Origin of the sequence: Pseudoalteromonas sp. CO109Y, assembly GCF_004208935.1 — a bacterium.
Classification (GTDB): domain Bacteria; phylum Pseudomonadota; class Gammaproteobacteria; order Enterobacterales; family Alteromonadaceae; genus Pseudoalteromonas; species Pseudoalteromonas shioyasakiensis.
The window spans coordinates 380,278-399,064 of sequence record NZ_SGPD01000042.1; the positions used below are offsets into that span (position 1 = coordinate 380,278).

General features: G+C 38.8%; 9 protein-coding genes. All 9 read right to left on the reverse strand.

All coding sequences use genetic code 11. The features are described from left to right. Positions 1–40: 40 nt before the first annotated feature. Positions 41–1,882: a hypothetical protein gene (locus tag EXT43_RS19400; protein WP_130167717.1), complete on the reverse strand. Its 1,842-nt coding sequence runs from the start codon at positions 1,880–1,882 to the stop codon at positions 41–43. Continuing rightward, positions 1,882–4,302 carry an AAA family ATPase gene (locus EXT43_RS19405; protein WP_130167718.1) on the reverse strand — a complete coding sequence of 807 codons (2,421 nt, stop codon included), beginning with the start codon at positions 4,300–4,302 and terminating at the stop codon, positions 1,882–1,884. The genes EXT43_RS19400 and EXT43_RS19405 overlap by 1 nt, the downstream gene beginning before the upstream one ends. Next, complete coding sequence (locus EXT43_RS19410) at positions 4,302–5,795, reverse strand: hypothetical protein (protein ID WP_130167719.1); 1,494 nt, start codon at positions 5,793–5,795, stop codon at positions 4,302–4,304. Before EXT43_RS19410 ends, EXT43_RS19405 begins: the two co-directional genes overlap by 1 nt. Next, the gene (locus EXT43_RS19415) at positions 5,792–9,070 is read right to left on the reverse strand and encodes an ATP-binding protein (RefSeq protein WP_130167720.1); all 3,279 of its coding nucleotides are present in this window, start codon (positions 9,068–9,070) and stop codon (positions 5,792–5,794) included. The genes EXT43_RS19410 and EXT43_RS19415 overlap by 4 nt, the downstream gene beginning before the upstream one ends. Positions 9,071–9,074: 4 nt before the next feature. Then, a complete protein-coding gene (locus EXT43_RS19420) occupies positions 9,075–10,535 on the reverse strand; it encodes a serine/threonine-protein kinase (protein ID WP_130167721.1) in 1,461 nt (486 codons plus the stop codon). A gap of 26 nt (positions 10,536–10,561) precedes the next feature. Beyond that, entirely contained in the window at positions 10,562–11,251 is a 690-nt protein-coding gene (locus EXT43_RS19425; RefSeq protein ID WP_130167722.1) for a PP2C family serine/threonine-protein phosphatase, read from the reverse strand. Next, positions 11,245–11,937 (reverse strand): VWA domain-containing protein, encoded by a 693-nt coding sequence (locus EXT43_RS19430; RefSeq protein ID WP_130167723.1) that lies wholly within the window; start codon positions 11,935–11,937, stop codon positions 11,245–11,247. The genes EXT43_RS19425 and EXT43_RS19430 overlap by 7 nt, the downstream gene beginning before the upstream one ends. A 47-nt stretch (positions 11,938–11,984) precedes the next feature. Beyond that, the gene (locus EXT43_RS19435) at positions 11,985–12,320 is read right to left on the reverse strand and encodes a DUF4258 domain-containing protein (RefSeq protein ID WP_130167724.1); all 336 of its coding nucleotides are present in this window, start codon (positions 12,318–12,320) and stop codon (positions 11,985–11,987) included. 185 nt (positions 12,321–12,505) lie between these two features. Continuing rightward, complete coding sequence (locus EXT43_RS19440; RefSeq protein WP_130167725.1) at positions 12,506–18,784, reverse strand: DEAD/DEAH box helicase; 6,279 nt, start codon at positions 18,782–18,784, stop codon at positions 12,506–12,508. Positions 18,785–18,787: the final 3 nt, after the last annotated feature.

Consider the following 18,787-nt stretch of genomic DNA (forward strand, 5'->3'; position numbering starts at 1 on the left):
AATTTAGAATATTAATCACAAAATCAAATTTATCTAGTCATCATAATTTAACTTGCATTTGGTATCGACCGTAGTCTTCAAATCTATATGGAACATTAACCTCTGATAGTTTAGCTGGTTTTATGATAAATACGTTAACCCCATCTGGAATACGTTGCACCTCCCAATTATGATTACAGCTAGACCTTCTAATAGCGAAACAGTTTTCATCCCTAGAAATCCATTGTTCTTCATTGGCTTTTTCGCCACAACAAGGGCAATACAACAACTCTTCAAATCTTTCTGCGGCCTCAGTAACTGCATCAACAGCCTGGGCGATAGAAACATCCTGCTTATGCTCTTTCTTAAACTCCAGTAGCTTGGGTTTAGTAGCTAGACATGGCTTTATTATGGTGATGCTATTATTCTCAAACTTCCAATAGCCATTTGCATTCATTCGGTTTAACGCTTTTAAAAGCAGTGATGGAGCTTTAGATATTGTAATTCCAATAGTTCGCAATGTTTGACTGATTAACCACTTCGAAATCAAAACAGCTAGCTGTTCTAATGAATAAAAATTGGTTGGTGCAGTACAAAGGTATTTTTCATTCATTTCTACAGAAGAACCTAAAGAAAGCAATATCCTTTGACTGTTTTCCATCAACTCTGTGTCTGAGAGGTCAATACTATTGTTGAAACACGGAATAAAGAATAAACTATGTTCAGGTGTTTTTAATACGATTTCAGAGCCAGTTGTTACCTCAAGATAAATGGCCTGGTTTCCATTTCTTTTAAAACAGTTTGGTGTCAATTCATTAAAACCAAGTTCATGCAATGTTCGTTTCACTAAGTCACGACAATATTGTGAATATGCAACTGCAAGCTTCTTATTTCGTTGAAAGATTTGTTCAGAATCGAGGTTATTAGCTTGCTGAGTATCCAACCAACTATTCCATAACCTTGCTACATGACGATAATGCTGATCATGTGACAAAACGTTGGTCATATTTAACTTAAGCGGAACATGAATATTATGAGTTAACTTTAGGTACAAACCTGAATGTTGTAATGTTCTTATTTTTTTCAACATCTTCGTTAGCAGTTCAAGTGTTGCTATTCCGTGTACTGCGGCATCATCCGCCTGTTCATCATCAGAAAAGCCTTCTCCCCATAAGGTAAAGATACTGTTCCGCAACTCAAAATAAATACCGTCCGCATTCTGAAAACTCACTGCTTGCTTGAATATTTCTTCTAATTTTTTAACTTCTAAAATGCGCTTAACTAAATATTGCTCAATATTACCCAATAATTTCACATAGACTCGATTTTCATAAATATTGAGCTGGTCCTCACTTTCTAAAGCGAGGATTTGTTTAGGGATCACACCAGTTAATGTCCTGGTTTGCCAACACTCTGAATGAGAAGCTAGGTGAGCATTGGCGGAGCGTGCAACTTTTTTAGCCCTGGATACTGGAACAAGATGCTCTTCATAAATTAACTCCATTCTAGGCCGCCTGGCAATTTCTTGGAGATGCCCTTTTTTTAGAACATCGACTAGTAATTCCTCAAATTTACTCAATTCAAAGCGAGCAAGTAATTTATCTGGTATAAGAAAAGAGCTATCTTTCCCCAAGTCAACCGCATCTTGATATGCGAGTATTGCGCTCTCGATAATTTCTAATTCGGTCTCAAGTTGTTCCGACTTTTCATTATGAATAAATGAGCCTACTTGAGATCCAATGTGAAACTTTTCTGTTCCATCACTAACAAGAAAATCATCTGGCTGAATATTTGAATGTCCATTAAAAATGCACGGTGCCTGAGCCGCATATCTTCCAGACACAATATTTTCAGGAAGCTGTTTTACTAACTTCCCGTTAAATCTGTCATACCAAGTAATCATTAAAGACTACTCTTTTTCTTCAATTCATTATTTAAGAGTTTCAAGCTCGCTTCAGGTTTGGAATTAAAGCCTTGAGTACGCCAAAACTCATTTAATGCATCAATTAGATTTGAAATATCTTCATGCTCAGTGTCATAACGGCCAGTCGCTTTACCCGCCCTTAACACCTTAGTTGCTAACATATGATCCAAGGCAAAACCCAAATCACTACCACACTCAAGCATCACTGGTATAAATCTAATCAAGTGCCTTTCTAGTCGATTGCCCCAACTAACATTGAATTCTTCCTCTAAAATCATTGAAAGCTCAGAACCATCTAATGCTTTAATAAGCTTAGTGACTTGAGAGTTATGTTTGTTAGCTGCCGCTTCAAAGGCTGCCTCAAGTGAATCAAAACTGTAAGTCACTTGCTCAAGATCTTTGTTGATTTCAAACGAATTCTTATGCCTTGGAAGCTCCATTACATGGGCACGGTCATAAGTTTTATCAGCGAACTCAAACGTTGTTTCATCGTGGTTAGCTGTGCCAATAAACCAAAGGTTTTCGGGTATTTTAATTTTTCTTCCATCTATTAACTTTTCAGGCCCATTAGGTTGTCCTGTTGTCATCAACGTAAGAATACGGTCTTTGGGATCTAATTCTAAAGCTGATAAAAACTCTGCAAAATATTGTTCTGGTCTGGAAAGATTCATTTCATCTAGTAAAACGATGTATGGACGATCACTGTATGCCGGAGATTGTGCTTCATATAAAGCTTGCAAAGTTTCTTGCTCGTAAAACTTCTTCTCGAACGCATTAAAGTGACCAATTAAATCTCCTTTATCACGCCAGCCAGCTTGAACAGATATGGTTTTCACACCACCACCAACAGCCCTTGCAAATGCTTTTGCTAAGCTTGTTTTACCTGTACCGCTGATCCCTTGTAGGATATGTAAACGGCTCATAGCAAGGCCAGCAATAAACAGCCAAATATCTTCAAGGCGATAGTACAACTCTTTCTGTTCATGAGAGTCCCAAGCAATACGATGCTGAAGCTCTTCTGCAAAGTTTCTTAATGAAGGAATAGACTCTGTTGTCCCTTTAGCTCTAAGTTTGCTATCAAGCTCTAACAGAGCTGGGAATGCGGTTTTAGTCTGTTGCTTATTAACTAGATCATCAACATCAGCGCTCAACTGATCAACTGCTGCCTTTAGTAATTGATTGTGTTTTTCCAAAGTTTGCTTCTGCTTTTGAACTTGCTCTAACTCAATAACGGACATTCTACTTTTTGTAAGCTGCACTTTATTTTGCTGTAGCTCTGCATGAGCATTATTGTATTCTTGCTCTAATGCTTCGTAGGTCTTTTTAAGCTCTTTGTAATTTTGTTCAAGCTGTTCGCTAGGCTTCTCATCTAACTGTAAACGCAGTTTGCTTACCTCTTGTTTGTAATGATTAAGTTGCTCTAAAACCTCTTGTGGCGTAGCGTCACCAAATTGTCTCTCTATGTCCTTAAATGAACTCAACTTTTCAAGTAACTGCTTTTCACCTTGGTCATACTGAGCAATTTGCTTTTCAAGGTTAGACTTCTGGTTTTCAAGTGAAGATATCTGATAGGTGAATTCTTTTTCAATTTCATCTTTTAGTGAGATTTTATAGCTACTGGCTTCTTCATTGGTTAGTTGTGCTTGCTTACGCTTTCTCTCAATTAGTATTTTCTCTTGGTTTAATTGGAACTCTTTTTCGTCTAATTCTGCTTCTTTAGAAGATAACTCATGTAGCTTTTCTTCAAGCAAGGCTTTTTCCGCTTCATTCAACGATTGTTTAGCTTTAGTTAGCTCATCTACTTCTTTTTCAAGATTTAATTTTTTCTGTTCCAATGATTCGCGAAGCTTATTCTGTTTTTCCTCAAACGAATCCAGCATTTCCATGTGTTTTGCGGCAAACCCATTTTCAGCATCAAGTTCTTGCTCTTTTAGCTCTTCGAGTTTGTTGGCAATTTCAGCCGTATCTTCTGCATTCTTCTTTTTGTTTGCTAATAGCTCTTTAGATTGCTTATCTAAATCTTTTTTCTCTAACTCGATTTTCTTTTTAAGTTCTTCAACCGACTCTTCTAATTGCTTTGATCTTGATAAACTTTGCCTATTATCCGCTTCAATCTTCTTGTTTTGCTCTACTAGCTTTTTAAGTTCGCCAACCAAAGTTTGAATATCGTTGCCGTAAGATTCTGATGCTTCTTTTTTTTGCTCTTCACTCGCAGCATCATGTGACGTTTTTGCTAGCTTAAGCTTTTCAGCCATAGCGCCAAAAACAGAACCGCTATCACTTTCTGCTAGATTGTCCACAGCAGCTAAAGCGCTACCAATTTTATCCGCTGTTGAATTTGATGGATTTGTTGCATTTGCAGCTACAGGCTGCTTCCGTGCTTTGTTTCGTTTTGCCATTATTTACTTCCTAATATTCTTTCTAAAACTTTTAATAATTCATCTACTGAATTGAGGTGATTTATAACCTCTTCTTTTGTTAAAACTTCACCACTCGCATGACTGGCTTTATTGTTTCTGTCATCAGCAAGCCGTATTGCATCGTCTAGCCAGTTAGGCAGTTGAATTGATAATTGCTCCACAACCTTTGGAAACGTTAGTAACATCGCAGCAAGCATCGGCTTTAATGATTGGTTGCCTCTTGTCATTGCTGATTGAACATTGCCCCCTCTAACGGTTGCTAACCTTTTCGCGGCATAGGCACTAACGCCGCTAACTCCTAAGTAAATTTGCTCAATAAGTCTTTTGTCATGCTGAAAAACAGGTCGATTACCGTTCCACCGCATGACTAAAACTTCCCAGTCATTGCTGGCTTCATTAGGCTTCATAAAGGTTTTTAACCAAGCTTCGATTATTTTCTGCAACTCACTCAACAACCCATCCAAGACTTCTGGTCTAGGTATTTGCGATTGTTCAACCTGGTTCTTAAATCGCAGTGTTGCTAGGACATGCTTTTCTATCAGTGAATATTCTTGAACCCAGGGATAGTTTGATAACAACTCTACTTTTGCCTGCTCCTCAAATAGCTGTTCTTGTTGCTTGTAATTGAGCGTATGTTCATCTTCAGCGATCCCCATTACTTCATTAACTCTAGAAGCAAAATGCTTATTTGAATCTAACAACTGTTCAGCAATATCATTTAGCTCAGGAAGGGTTTCCGTTAGTCCCGTTGGGTCAGATAAATACCACGAGCGCTCACCAGAAATTGTTGAAAATAGCTTAGTGTGGATAAACGCTGCGATAGGTTCAGGCTCAATAAACTCAATTGAGTAGGTAACTTCTAACGCATCGTCAGATATATAAAAATCAGCTTGCTTTAACTGGTTCAATACTCTGCGATAGGCTCTTAAGCTGGTGTTCATTTGCTCTGACGTTGGCGCTTCTGGCTTAACGCTATTACTTATTAACAAGGGCTTTACTAACTTCCCAGAGCCTTTACTTCGAACAAATTGAGGGAAACGCTCACTGAAATCCATGCCTTCAATGTGCGGTAGTGTAGAAAGTACCCTCGGCATCAACTTTCCCGTTGTTGCATCTTGAAGTATGTAATAACTTGTTTTCTCGTTTGTAGACTCTTCTACACCTAAAAGTAACTGCTTGGCTTTTTCTGTATGACTCCAACCATCAAGGTAATCATCATTAGTTAACTGAGCTAATATGTGCCTAATAAGCTCTTTATCTAAATTGCTATATCGGCATAATTTTTCGTTGTCGCGGCACCCTGCCAAAATAAGCTTTAACACCAACATCTGAAAAATATTCAAACTTGGTTTACTTTTGGGCGCAGCTACTCGCCATAGATAAAACGGCCAAAAGATATCTTTTTCATTCTGGTATCGCTTCAGCTTACTTTTCAAGTAGCAAGCATCTTGAATATCTCTATGTGTAATCATGATTTCACCCCACAGAGTTCGTGAATAAATGCCCATACTTGAGGAATGGCTTTTTCAGCTGACTCGCTAGAAAACATCGCTTTATCACCAACAACTTTAATTAAACTCTTAGCTCGACTAAACGCCACATTTAAACGGTTTGGCGTGCGAATGAAGCCATATTTTTTTCGGTATGCATTCTCATCTGATGCCGAAAAGTCATTAGAGCGAACCGTTGATAGAATCACCACATCAAACTCTTTCCCCTGAAAAGCATCAACAGAGCCAACTCGAATTTTTTCTTCTCCTTCTTCAGTTGTTTTAAAGCCTGGCAGATACTCCCAACCATCTTTTGATTTTTGGCAAATGCCTACTTGCGCAAGCTTATTTAAAATTAACTCTCGCTGAGCTGCAAAGAAGGTAATCACACCTACACTTAAATTAGGATTTTCTGCAAACAACTCTTTCACTTCACTAACAACTTTTTGTGCTTCGCAATCGCGTTGCCAACTAGTCCCTGAACGCTGCTCTTTGCCAGACTGTAATGGCAAATCAATCCACTCGGCTACTTTACCTTTATACTTAGCAATACCGAGATCAAAATGCTCTTTCCTTGAGCCTGCTTTTAGTTTTGGCTCTCCTTCAGCTTCATAAAACGAACGACTAACAAATCCGCCGATATCTGGATGCATCCTAAACTGGGTATCCAACATCACAGTTCGCTGAATCCCATCTTTGGCTTGGCGAGCTTTTAATTGCGTATATAATCGTTCGAAAAGACTCATTTTGATCGCTTTGGCAGTCTCTTGTTGCAAGTCACCTGCTTCAATCATTTCATTTTCAATATCGGGTTCTAACATTTGCGGTAGCTGGAAGTGATCTCCAACCAATACGATCCGCTTCACTGCCAGTGACATTGGAATAAACAAATCAAGCGGGTTTGCTCTGGCAGCTTCATCCACAATGACCGTATCGAAGGTAAAGTCTCCGCCAACTTCATCTAAAGAAGCATTAATTTGCTCTTTATACTTCACAACCTGTTGACCGGCAGAGCGTTGGCACGATGCACCAATTGACGTTGTGTAGTCTCTTACACTTTTTGCAAGGTAATCCGGTTGATACTTGATTAAATCTAAATACTCCTCGATAACATCAGGTATTCCCGCTGCACAATTCATTGCGTGCTTAGCGATAACTTCATTCAATTGATGAAGCGTTGATATTTCTTCTTTTGAAAGCTCAACTTGTAACGACTTAGGTCGGTAATCGGGGATTAAATCATCGAGTAACTTATTTTTTATTTCTTTAATTTTTTCAAAATCTTCAGCACTGAGAGTCAGTTTTTCGATAATTTCATCAAGAACTTCAGCTTGTTCTTCATATCGCCCCGTTCTGCGTAAAGCGGATAGACACTTGAAAGACTGTTCATAGCCATCATCGTAATACGCTCGTTCAGAGGTTCGTAAACCTCTAACTTGGCTCAGCAACAAAGAATTAGAAGTTGGGTTGTTCTCATCAACTTGAGTGTCAAACTGTTGCTCAAGTTTTGCTTTCAAGGACTGAGGTATATCAAAACCGTGATTTATCCTAAGATTATCAATATCCTCAAGAAGACTTTTTATCCGCTCGTGTTTTTGTTTTTTATCTACACGAGAAGCTAGAATTGTCGCTATATCCTTGCGAATGTTTTTTATAATTTTATAACTGCCGTCATTTTGAGCTAACTCATTCGCAACTTCAGTTAAATTACTTGTTTGTTTCTGGCTCCACTGCTCCAATAAATAAGGGGCGCGGGTATTGTCATCCGCTCTAATCGCCGGAATACCAAATGCCTCAGATCTAGCGATGACATTATCCACCGCATCATTTTGATAGCTAGTAAGTAGTATTTGCCCCGTTAAATTGCTTTTATGCTCTTCTGCCAACCTATTTTGCAGCGCACTAATAACTTGGGTTTTCCCCGTACCTGGAGGGCCGAGAATTAAGGCAATATCAGGTGTATTAAGAGCGACATCTAATGCTTCTATCTGCTTTGGAGTTGGCTCACCTTTGAAAGATCTTCTCGCCGCAGCGGTTAACGGCTTCAATTTATTTTTGGCTTGTTTTTGCCTAGAAATACTAAAATCTTGATCTTCAATTAACAGACGTAGGTCTTTCATTGGATTCAAAAAGCCTGTTATTGAATCCCTTGCTTGCTCACGTCGTTGCATTTGCACAATTGAGCCACTAATCGACAAATAAATAACACCTTTTTCTTCAGGCTTTCCGTAAGAGTTTAAATTGAGCGTTATATACTGATTAGTATGCCCCGAAAATTGAGCAGCAATACTCTCTACCTTTTCATCCTTTTCAAGCCCAATATCACCAATATTATTCTCTAACCAGCTAGGTAAGCGCTTGTTGATCTCTAGCGTAGAGTTAGGCTCTTCTCTTAAAGCGGAGACTAAACGGTTAACTTTATCAGTATCTTTTTCTTGGAAGTAAAACTTCCATTTAACACCATCAATCGAGTCTTCTTTATCGATTTTGATATAACGAACAAAGCCAGCGTTATTGGCGAGTTCCAGCGCTTTTTCTTTAACTTTTTGGTTGTATTGATTCCATAAGTTTATGTATGTTGAGTTATCTCGATTTAACTCCTCAAGCTTTTGCTTAATCAAGGGATCATTGATTCTAGCTACTTCGGTAAAGTCAACGAACGATAATTCACAATCTATCGAACTCAAATCGAACTTAACCTTGCGGCGCAATTTCTTAACCGATTTCGCCCACATCCTTTGCTCTGGTGTATATTGCGCTTCTAGCAAACTCGTTTTACCTACAATCGTTAGCCCTCTATTTTCAGCAACGCTTGCTTTATTGATTGCTGTTAGCACTTTCGATTGGTTATTTACATCAAGTACAAACTCGCTTTTTAGCCAATCAGTTACGCTATCAATGTCTTTGTTTTTTAGCTTTGCGAGTTTAGCTACTTGCTCAATAGTGTTTTCATCTACAGAAATTTGCAGCTCGTGAAAATCCAAATTATTTGGTAAGCAGGGGATCGCTTGAATAAGCACCTTATTTTCTTGTTTAGAAATCGGTATCCAAATAAAGTGCTCAATGTCGCCATAGCTATCAAATACTTCAGCGTTAGTAACCTGTGCTAAAAGCTCATTTTGCTTAATAAACAGCTCGTCGTGGATAATGTGAAAAGAGATATCTTGTTCACAGTCGAAAGCCGAAATAGCATCCTCTTCTATAGCAACTTCAATGATCTTTTCTTGAGTTAAATGTTTAAGATCTTGCGTATTCATCAGCTTACCACCTCAACCTAAACAGGTTAGCTATTTGCGGCTCAGGGGTCTCGACGATTGGTTTGATGAGTAGCCATTGATTAGCTCTTGTCGAAGCCGATACTGGTGTTTTCGAGTTGAAGGTTTGAAGTTTGTTCTTACCCATCCCCATCTCAAAAGATTTAGCACCTAGTGGAGTGATCTCTAAACCCTCTTTGGTAAAGCGTATCGACAGTAGCTCTTGTGATTCAGGCCAGTACATAGAACCAGGGCAAGAGTTTTTGAGTACAATGGTTTCGCCAATATTAAGCGTTTGGTGATACCCCGTATCAACGTATGTATCGTAAATCGTTGTGTTAGGTAGCTCTAAAATAGATAAATCTTGGAGGTTATTACGAATATACAAGACTTGGCTGTTGTTCATTGAAGTACCACAGAAAGGACACTCTAAATGGCCGTCACTCACCAAGAAGTTAAAAGAAGCATTACATTCGTTGTTTTGGCACTTCACTAGCATATGCGCAAGCTGTTCAAAGACTTCCGCCCATTCACTTAAACTCGGTCTGGCTAGCGGATCGTTTTTACCCGCGTTAAAGCATTGTTCAAATAAATTGGAAAGTGGCTTTAGCGCTACCAGTTCTAATGGAATGCCTTTGGGGTAATCTTCATCTAGCGCATTTGCATGATCAGTTGGGTGGTATATCCAAGGTAACTCACCCGCAAACGCTCGCTCTTCGTCTTCAGGTGTACCATTTTCAACAGCTTCACCAATAAATGGATGATTAGTTGTTAATAGCTTCATCGCGACGATTGCAAAGCTCCATGCATCCGTTAGCGAGGAAACAAAGCTGTCGCCATTAACCACTTCTGGTGCACCAAAACCTGGACTATAAATGCGACCTGGCTTGCCTTCATCTACCAAAGAGTCAAAACTTTCTCGTTGATTGACACAAATGTTGTCACAGTCAATCAACCACACTTCAGAGTAATCTGGGTTTGCTGAAACAAAAATATTAGCAGGAGATAAGTCACCGTACGCTAAACCCCTTGCATGAAGATCTGAGAGTGTTCTGGCAAGCTTTGCCAAAATAGTCATTCGACGTTTTAAGCCACCCGTTGATAAGTAATGCTCTGGTGACCCCTCCGCTGCAATTAATTCTTCAGTTTCATTCATTAACGATTCGAGAGGAATTAATCCGTCCATCAACTCCATTGCATAACCAAAGTTATTTCCTTTCATGGCAATGCGCGAGAATGGTTTAGCAATGTTTAATTGCTCTAACGGTTGCCTCATTAACCAATGAACATGCTCAAGCCAATTTCTTTTTTTATCTTTATATCGCTGTGTGCTCATTTTAACCAGCACGTTATCAACCTGAGTTGTACAAACAACTCCCTGACCACCTTGTCCTATCTTTTTGATTAACTCAAACTCTTGACCAAAGGTGTCGGTTACAATGCGCTTCTTTGTTTGTTCACTTGTCATTTGTTTATAACCTTTATTTTGCACAGTCAGCTCAAAACCAATAGTGCGAGGGTTTTATCATCCGTGTGATTCGGCGTACCCCAGTTCCTAAATTCGTTTTTTAGCCAAGCCTTAGCTTGTCTAATGCTCTTGCCCTTAGTGCTTTCAATAATCGAATGTGCAAAGTCCAGCTCCATGCCTTGGTGCAGATCTTCGCTAATACCGTCAGTCATAAGCGCAATCACATCACCTACACTCAATTTCTGCTTCGTTATCTGCCAGTCTGAAAACTGTTTAGATTTACCTAAGCCTGTAGTTATGTTGCCAAAATCATTTGTATCCGAATGCTCAGCTGTCTGTTGCGAAGTTAAAATTAAACCGTCACCTAACTGAAACGTTCTTAGCTCTCCGCTATCAGAAACCCAAGCAATCAAACACGTTGTTACTGCATCACTGGCTTTAAAATCGCCAAGCGAGTTCAACCACTTTTGGTAAACCCGCTTGATAAGCGCTTTACTTTCAATGCTGAAATCAACCGCCTTAATCACATCAAATGCAGCTCGACATGCTTGTTTTGATCCCACATCCGAATGAGCCTTGGATCCCATGCCATCACAAACTACAGCGAGCCAACCACTAGGCACCCTTTTTACTAGCACCGAATCTTGATTAGTCTGACCATTGAGTAAATGACCAGGCCCAATGACAGAAACACTTAGATGGCGAATACTTACCATTGGCCTTCTAGATCTAAGCCTAAATCGTCATCATCGTTGTCTAACTCATCAAAGTTAATCGGTGCAAGTTCGTTCGGGGTTCTACTTTGAGAGCGTGCAGTTACGCTCATGGTGACCGCTCTAAAAAAACGGTGAATATCTCTGGCTTCATTAGCTTTAAATACTGGCGCTTCTAAATCATTGTTAAATGCTTCAAGTACGTCGATATTAGCTTCAGCGCCTATCGCCATTGCAAAACGACTGGCTTTTTGACCGCGTTCACTCGTGGTTAAACGTTCTAAACCTGCTTTCCAACTGTCTGTTGGAATACCGTCCGAAAGTAAAATTAATACAGGGCGATAATCGCGAGATGTGATCAGTTCTTTATCTTCGAGCACCTCCGTCGCTAACTCGAACGCATGACCCATTGGTGTGCGACCAATCGCATCGAGTGGCTGCATCGCTTCTATTTCAGATGCTTTAGCAAGTGGTAGGTGCATTTCAGCCTTATCACCACCAAAGGTGATTAAGCCCACTTGAATTTCAGCTTGTCGTGCTGATTCTTGCCTAAAAGTAGAAACCATGTTTCGAACGGCTTCGTTAAGCGCTGCAATCTTCCCGTCCACTGACATACTGCCACTGGTGTCCGCTAGAATAATGACAGGGAGTGCTCTGGCTTTTGCTACTGCAAATTTTTTTAAACTCATTTTCTATCCTTTTAATTTTGATTAACTGTAAGCCAATCAAACTTCAATTAGTGTAAGTGTTTGTGACTATGCTTGAATGGGCGGATCTTTCTAAGATCTTTATTTCGGAAGGCTGTCATTACTGTTCCATTTGAGGACATAACAAGCTGAATTCCATTCATAGCTTTTAGTTCTGGCTCAATAGAGCCATACTTTTCAATTTCTTTATTACCAATCACGTAATAGGTTGCACGCCTTGAGTGAATAACACGACCATATTGATAAGCAAGCATCACCTGCTTTTTAGATATCCCTCTTTGCCCTTCTCTTATTTGTGCGTGCTGGCTATTTTTTAGGTCTGGTACAACGAAAAATCGATCTTGTTCTTTTACAATAAAGGTCATAACGTTTTCCTCACATGATTAGATAACCTTGTATTGCGAGAACCAGACCACAATTAAAAGTCAATAATTACAGAAACTTAATAAATAACCCCGACATCAAAAACCTAAAAAAGTAATATTTATTACATATAAGTAATTATCTATACACCAGATTTCAAAGTGAAGTTATAAATACATATCCGATATTACTCATACTTAATTGCAATATATGAATCATGGTTTGCAGCTTCTAACTTAAACGACCATTTTCTGACTGCATCAGCTTGCCCGAATTCATCTTTAGTAAAATCAAAAGTATTAAACCGGTATGGGTAACGTGTAGCCCAATAGCCCATCCCTTGATCAAATATGATCTTGACTTCACTTCCATCTTTCAGTTTTAAGAGTAAAAATCGACCATGTGGGAGATCCTTTGGCTCTGAAACTTCGGGATATACCGTTATTCCAAAGTTTTTACTAACCTGTGTATAAAAGTAAGGCTGATCAGAATGATTTTGCCAATTATCAGCAACACACACAGGTGTTCTATTATCACGATCTCTTTTCGGGTATGCAGAGTAAAGCTCCAAATCAAATTCATTTGTTTTTTCTTTGATTGCAGCAACAAAGTTAATTATTAAGAATGAGCTTAAGGGAGAGACTAAGAACTTATCATAATAATAGGCACTATCTATGCCACATGATATTTTTTCTAAAAGACTATCGTCATGTTCTGATATAAATGCTAAAAGGTTGCTGCCAAAAGATTGGACATTGCAATTTAATCTTGCGCCTACGTTATCTATAACGGTTGCAGAGTTTAAAGATGACTGGCTTGATATATTGTCAAGGTTGACCAATTCAGCAACTAGTTCATTGCTACTTGAAAGGGTTGATTTAACAATAAGTGTATCTAAAGGCTCACCCCAAGTTTCATTTGGGAAACAAGCATTTTTATCTAGCGTTCCCCAGGATTGAACGCTTTCACCTTTAATGACATCAAATAACATATGTCCACTTTCTATAGGTAGAACATCGAATTCACTCGCATACCACTTAATACTCGGAACAAGATCTTTTTGAATGCTCCAAGCGATATCAGGCTGAAAGTGTTCAAGGTATTTTCTTTCGATATAAATAGAGACATCTAAATTAGATACTGCAAGTTGATTAATCCAATTCCTATACTTCCACTCAGGCCAATCCCAATCCTGTATGTCTCCACCAAGATATATTCGTACACCTGTAACATCTGTATCAATAACTTTCGATATTAATAAAGATATACAGTCCATTTCTACTAAGGTGTCATTACCAAACGCCCTTAGTTCTTTAGGCAACCTTAACTTTTCAACAAATTGAGACGTTACCAAGAAGTCATTAGCATAAACTCGATCTAAGTTATCAATTTCATGTTGTGTATCATAATCCAAAAGACATGCGTGACATGCTCCTTCACACCCAGTGTTAGTACATGTCCCGAGGTAAGTTTTCGCTGCCTCTATTACTTCGGTAAAGTTCTTTAATATTGATGTTGAAAAACCAGCTCCTTGTGAAGCCATATCATATAGAAATAAGCTTGTAGCTTTTAAACCACCTCTTTGAGTTACATCACGAACAGCAACACCTAGCTCATTAGTTGTAATGCCAGATTGTTGAGCCAATTTTGTTCTTATGGCGACACCAAGGGTATACATTAATTTAGAGTCAAATATGGCGTTGCCTGTACATGGATCATTAATTTGTAACTCGAAAATACTAGTTTGAACATCATGCCCCAACATAAATGGATGCGTCACTTTATTATCGATACCAAATTTACTTTGTTTGATGGCCCAAGAATTTTCAGGGCCTTGGCAGTAAATACTGTTATCTACACTAGTACCCTGCAACCTTTTATGCTGTTTAGTTAATTTAGAAACACCCCCGTTGTTATCCAAAGCTTCAGCCCTACCGCAACACAAGCAAAGCGCATAACCTGCACCATTACCCGCATTATAATGAAACAGCTTTCCATTATCATTTGTCCGATATCGACCAAGCTCAGGGTTAGGTAGATGTTGCCAAGTAGCGTCTTCTAAGGATATTTTAGGCTCTTTGAATGGCAAATATTTGGGCTGCGTATAATCATTATGCAATGGTGTACTATAATCGACAGTAAACCCTGACGGAACAATATATTCCTGCCATGAAATATCACTTGAACAACACTCGGGATTTGTACAATATTCAGGCTTAGTTAAAGAAGTACTCGTAGTGTGGCACTCATTACACTCCCAAGAAACTCTGAATAGCTGCTGTTCAGTAATTTCATTTTCACTAAACGGCATTTTCCAATTTAATTGCAAGCCTTGTGATTGATAAACAATGCTGTCTAATACAATTTCCGCACCTGGTGCATATTCCCTTAAAGCTACATCCAAACTTCGACTTGGATAGCCTCTTCGCTGGAATTTATTTTGTTTACTACCAACTGAATTCCGATTTTCCTTGCTATCTTTACTATTCGTTACAAGCGCAACAACGCCTGTAGGGAAACCATACCCAGGTAAAAAACCACTTCCCGATAGTTCAGCTAACAAGTAATTTTCTTTTAAACGTTTTAATTGACCTGATAGTTTCCTTAGAGCTGCCTCACCCGCTCCCGTGCTATCACAACGGCTCAATTGAAAACTTAAGGATTCATATTCTTTCATCCACTTATCACAAGATTCGAGCATTTCTTCCTGAACCATTGAAACTAATCGTTTACTGTCGTAAAGGGAAAATACTGTTTCAAATCGCAGTTGGGATATACCTCTAAGTAACCTTTTATCAGTGAGCGCATCTGTTGAGCACCAATCTTGGAATTGTTGAATGACTGATTTTCCAGCAGCTTCAGGTTCAAGAAAAAATGTACCTGCATGCATTTGCAAAATACTCTCATCTCTTTGATAAATTGACATTAAAAAAGTTGAAAGTACTAGTGAATTGATATGCCTTAATACTAGAGGTTTACTATTTAGCGAGACAATTGGTACATTGATTGGTGTTTCAAATGGCCACTTTGGGTGGGAGAATACACGCTCACCGTGAGGGGTAGATTTACAAAACGTTAATGCCATAGCAGTAGACTCTTGCCTACGACCAGCACGACCAGCACGTTGTAAATAGTTCGCGGGACCAGGAGGAACATTATTCATAACAACCATTGAAAGGGAGCCAATATCAACCCCCATCTCCATCGTTGTTGAACAACTTAAAATTTGTATATTTCCAGATTTAAAGGCATTTTCTAATCCAGCTAAACGCGAACTTTGTTGTTGGGCAGAGTGCTCCGCCGCACGTATTAAGCTAACCCCCTCAAGAATACGGTCATTTAAATCACTCCAGTAACCTTGCTCCCTACCTTTTTCAATAAACTCTTCTGAAGTTAAATCATCTATCTTTGTACAGTACTCAAATCGTTCATCTTCATTTGGCAAATAAGGAGAGATACCTTTTAATGTAGTATCTAAAATTCGGCTGGTGTAGGGACACAACCAACCTTTAGTCATTAATTGAGGAGCGGCTACCTTTTCAAAATTTAAGCGATAACCTCTATCTTTATAATCTTTAATTAATATATGTGTTTCTAGAAGTTTTTTCCAGGCATCCCCCAGCACATCATTGAATAATATACAGTTTTCTTTTGGGTTTAATCCCGTCGCTTTTGCCAACATTCGAACCAATCGATGCATACTTCCTATTGGCTTAGCCATAGGCCAATTACGTAGTGCTTTCTTTTCTATTTCATCTCTTGGTGAGTCATCAGAGCTAATTAGACTTCGAGGCATAATTCGTGCCCCCATCCAGTTCAAATAATACTTGGGTATATCAACAAAGGTATTCTCACGAATCCAAAAATCTACACATATTTTTAGGAAGTCTTTCCAATCATCTAGATTATTCAACCCTATACTTCGCCATGACTGAGGCTCTTCGTTGATAGCATCAATAGCAGGATATGTTAATGCGACAAGCCCCATTGTTTCCAAACTATTTTGCGTCTTTGGTCTACGAGCAAACTCTCGATATAAGAATAGTCTTGCTAAATTTTTTGGATCTGAAAGCAGTGATTCTTTATCTGCATATTCGCCTATTTGTAACTGATCTTTTTTGTCACCTGTTAGTTCAGCTTCTATCGCACCAGAAAGTAACTGAATTTCACCAGTGCTTGATAACTGCTCTACTAAATCAAACCACGAAACTGATGAGGTACTTGATATTGAATCACGGTACTTAGGGACAGCATTCATGATCTCTTCGTCTGTTTTCCCCATAGACTTAAGAGCATCTATGATCCCCTGTGTCGATTCATCCAACTCATTTTGTTCACTCAAATTTGCCAAACGGTGATAAACATAACTACGGACAAAGTTTCTCTCTGAGTCAAGTTGCATTTTTGCTGAAAAACGAGCCGTGCCTTGTCGGCTATCAGTAAAAGTTATCATTCGTTTACCACGAAGATCTTTTACATCATCACTTTTTCCTGGGGCGTGCTCTAACATAGTAGGTACAACAGTCCCCATCAAAAATGGTGCACCAAGTATTGCTCGCTTAAAGTTCGTACCTGTTTGTTTTTCAACTTTCTCACAACAAGCACAACGTAAACCATCATGATCATCGTTTGTAATAATGCTAATCGCGTGACTATCTTCTTCATAAGAAGATGAAAGTGCCATTGTTTTGAAGTTTAAATACCTAATTCCTTTTTCTGATTTTAATGCTGAAAAGATTTGAGCATGCTTAGTCATTAGAACTTCACTTTCAGGCTCTTCTTGTTCTGAATCATCTAGTTGCATCTCGACTTCATCAGCATAATCATCAAGTAACTCACCAATCCTTACACTTAATTGTCTCTTACCTCCAGATACAACTAATTCTTCAGCATTTAGAGAACTTGTCCCACATCCAGAGCAATGAGCCAACTCAAATACTGGTGCGCCACAATCACAATGTCGCCTCTCTTCAAGATAAACTTTGCCAAATTCCCAACCACTTTCTAGCAAAGTGCCTTTTTTCTCAGGACAGTGGTTATCAATACAGCTCCAAATTCCCTTTTGTGCTCGATGGAAAAAATGTGCTCTAACAGGTAAAAATGCCTGGGGATCACCATACTGCCTCGAATATGCTTTCGCCATTAAATCAATTAGTAACAGCGCTTTTCTCTTATGATTAGTGGTTAACTTATTTTCCGTCGGCCAAAGGACTTTAGCTATATCAACTAAATTCATGGGCCTTTTTGTTAACTTTGTTCTTAAACTTTTAGCTACTGGTGAGCTAGATAAGTAACTAAATAACTCTCGGCTATCTAATGAAGATGCATATTCAATATCTAGCTTCGCGGTAGAATCATTATCTTTTATAGCAGGGATTAATCGATCACCATTAACTACATGGATTTGTGTTGTCTCAATACCAGCTAGCTTCGCTAAGTAAGCCTTTAACTGCTCATTTGTTTCTTTTTGATTATTTTTATCGCCAATTGTGGCTGACGTTGCCACGAAACGAACATCTCTAGGGTTTACTTTAAACGCGTGCATCACACGCGTTAACAATAAGGAAATCTCTGCTGCTTGCGACCCCACATAAGTATGTGCTTCATCTAATACTATCCACTTGAGCTTACCTTCAGATTGCTGAATTATTGGTTGGTCTTCCTGTCTAACCAGCATGTATTCAAGCATTGTTGCGTTGGTTAACAGTATTGGTGGGGGAGTATTTCTAATAACCTCTCTATATCTAACCCTCTCAGGCGTATCAGCTTGCTCTTTCCTTAATATGTCTTTTTTAGGAGGCTTAGTATCAGTATCGCCATTGTATAAACTATATTTAATTTTACCTTCAAATCCTCTTGTCCAAGAACTTAAACGCTCTCGTTGAGAATTTATTAGTGCATTTAATGGGTATAGAAAAAGTGCCTGTACCCCAACTAAATCATCTTCAGACTCTTCAGCTTGTTTTGCTAAATCGTTTAATAGTGGCACAAGGAAACATTCCGTTTTACCAGAACCTGTACCACTTGTCACAACTACCGACTTAACATCATCATCCATTAAATAACCCCAAGCTTCTAATTGATGTTGATATGGTGGTCTAGCTTCTGGCCATGAATAGTCTTCCTTAATATCATTACAATACCGAGAAGCATGCTCCTCTTTGTAATCCTCTTTTTCAGCTGGTTTTGGCAATGGTGGGGTTGTTAAGTTATTAAAAAAAGAAGTGGATAATTTTTTCTTTTCAACTAAGTCTAACAGCGATGATTTTGAAGGATTCCAACCAAACATTGCCTCAAAAATAGGATCTGCCAAAAGACTATTCCCTTCTCCAAATCTTGCTGATAACTCTTGGTGAATATAGTTACGCAGAGATGAGCTTCGTAACCTCATTTTGCTCAATATTGCTTGAGAGCTTCGCTCACAAATATCTTCGTATAACTCAGTAAACGGAATATTATTAGTCATTGA

Bases quoted from the DNA above. Each gene is read 5' to 3' on its own strand.
- EXT43_RS19415 (WP_130167720.1), bottom strand. From the start codon at position 9,070: ATGAATACGCAAGATCTTAAACATTTAACTCAAGAAAAGATCATTGAA.
- EXT43_RS19425 (WP_130167722.1), bottom strand. From the start codon at position 11,251: ATGGTAAGTATTCGCCATCTAAGTGTTTCTGTCATTGGGCCTGGTCAT.
- EXT43_RS19410 (WP_130167719.1), bottom strand. From the start codon at position 5,795: ATGATTACACATAGAGATATTCAAGATGCTTGCTACTTGAAAAGTAAG.
- EXT43_RS19420 (WP_130167721.1), bottom strand. From the start codon at position 10,535: ATGACAAGTGAACAAACAAAGAAGCGCATTGTAACCGACACCTTTGGT.
- EXT43_RS19400 (WP_130167717.1), bottom strand. From the start codon at position 1,882: ATGATTACTTGGTATGACAGATTTAACGGGAAGTTAGTAAAACAGCTT.
- EXT43_RS19405 (WP_130167718.1), bottom strand. From the start codon at position 4,302: ATGGCAAAACGAAACAAAGCACGGAAGCAGCCTGTAGCTGCAAATGCA.
- EXT43_RS19430 (WP_130167723.1), bottom strand. From the start codon at position 11,937: ATGAGTTTAAAAAAATTTGCAGTAGCAAAAGCCAGAGCACTCCCTGTC.
- EXT43_RS19440 (WP_130167725.1), bottom strand. From the start codon at position 18,784: ATGACTAATAATATTCCGTTTACTGAGTTATACGAAGATATTTGTGAG.
- EXT43_RS19435 (WP_130167724.1), bottom strand. From the start codon at position 12,320: ATGACCTTTATTGTAAAAGAACAAGATCGATTTTTCGTTGTACCAGAC.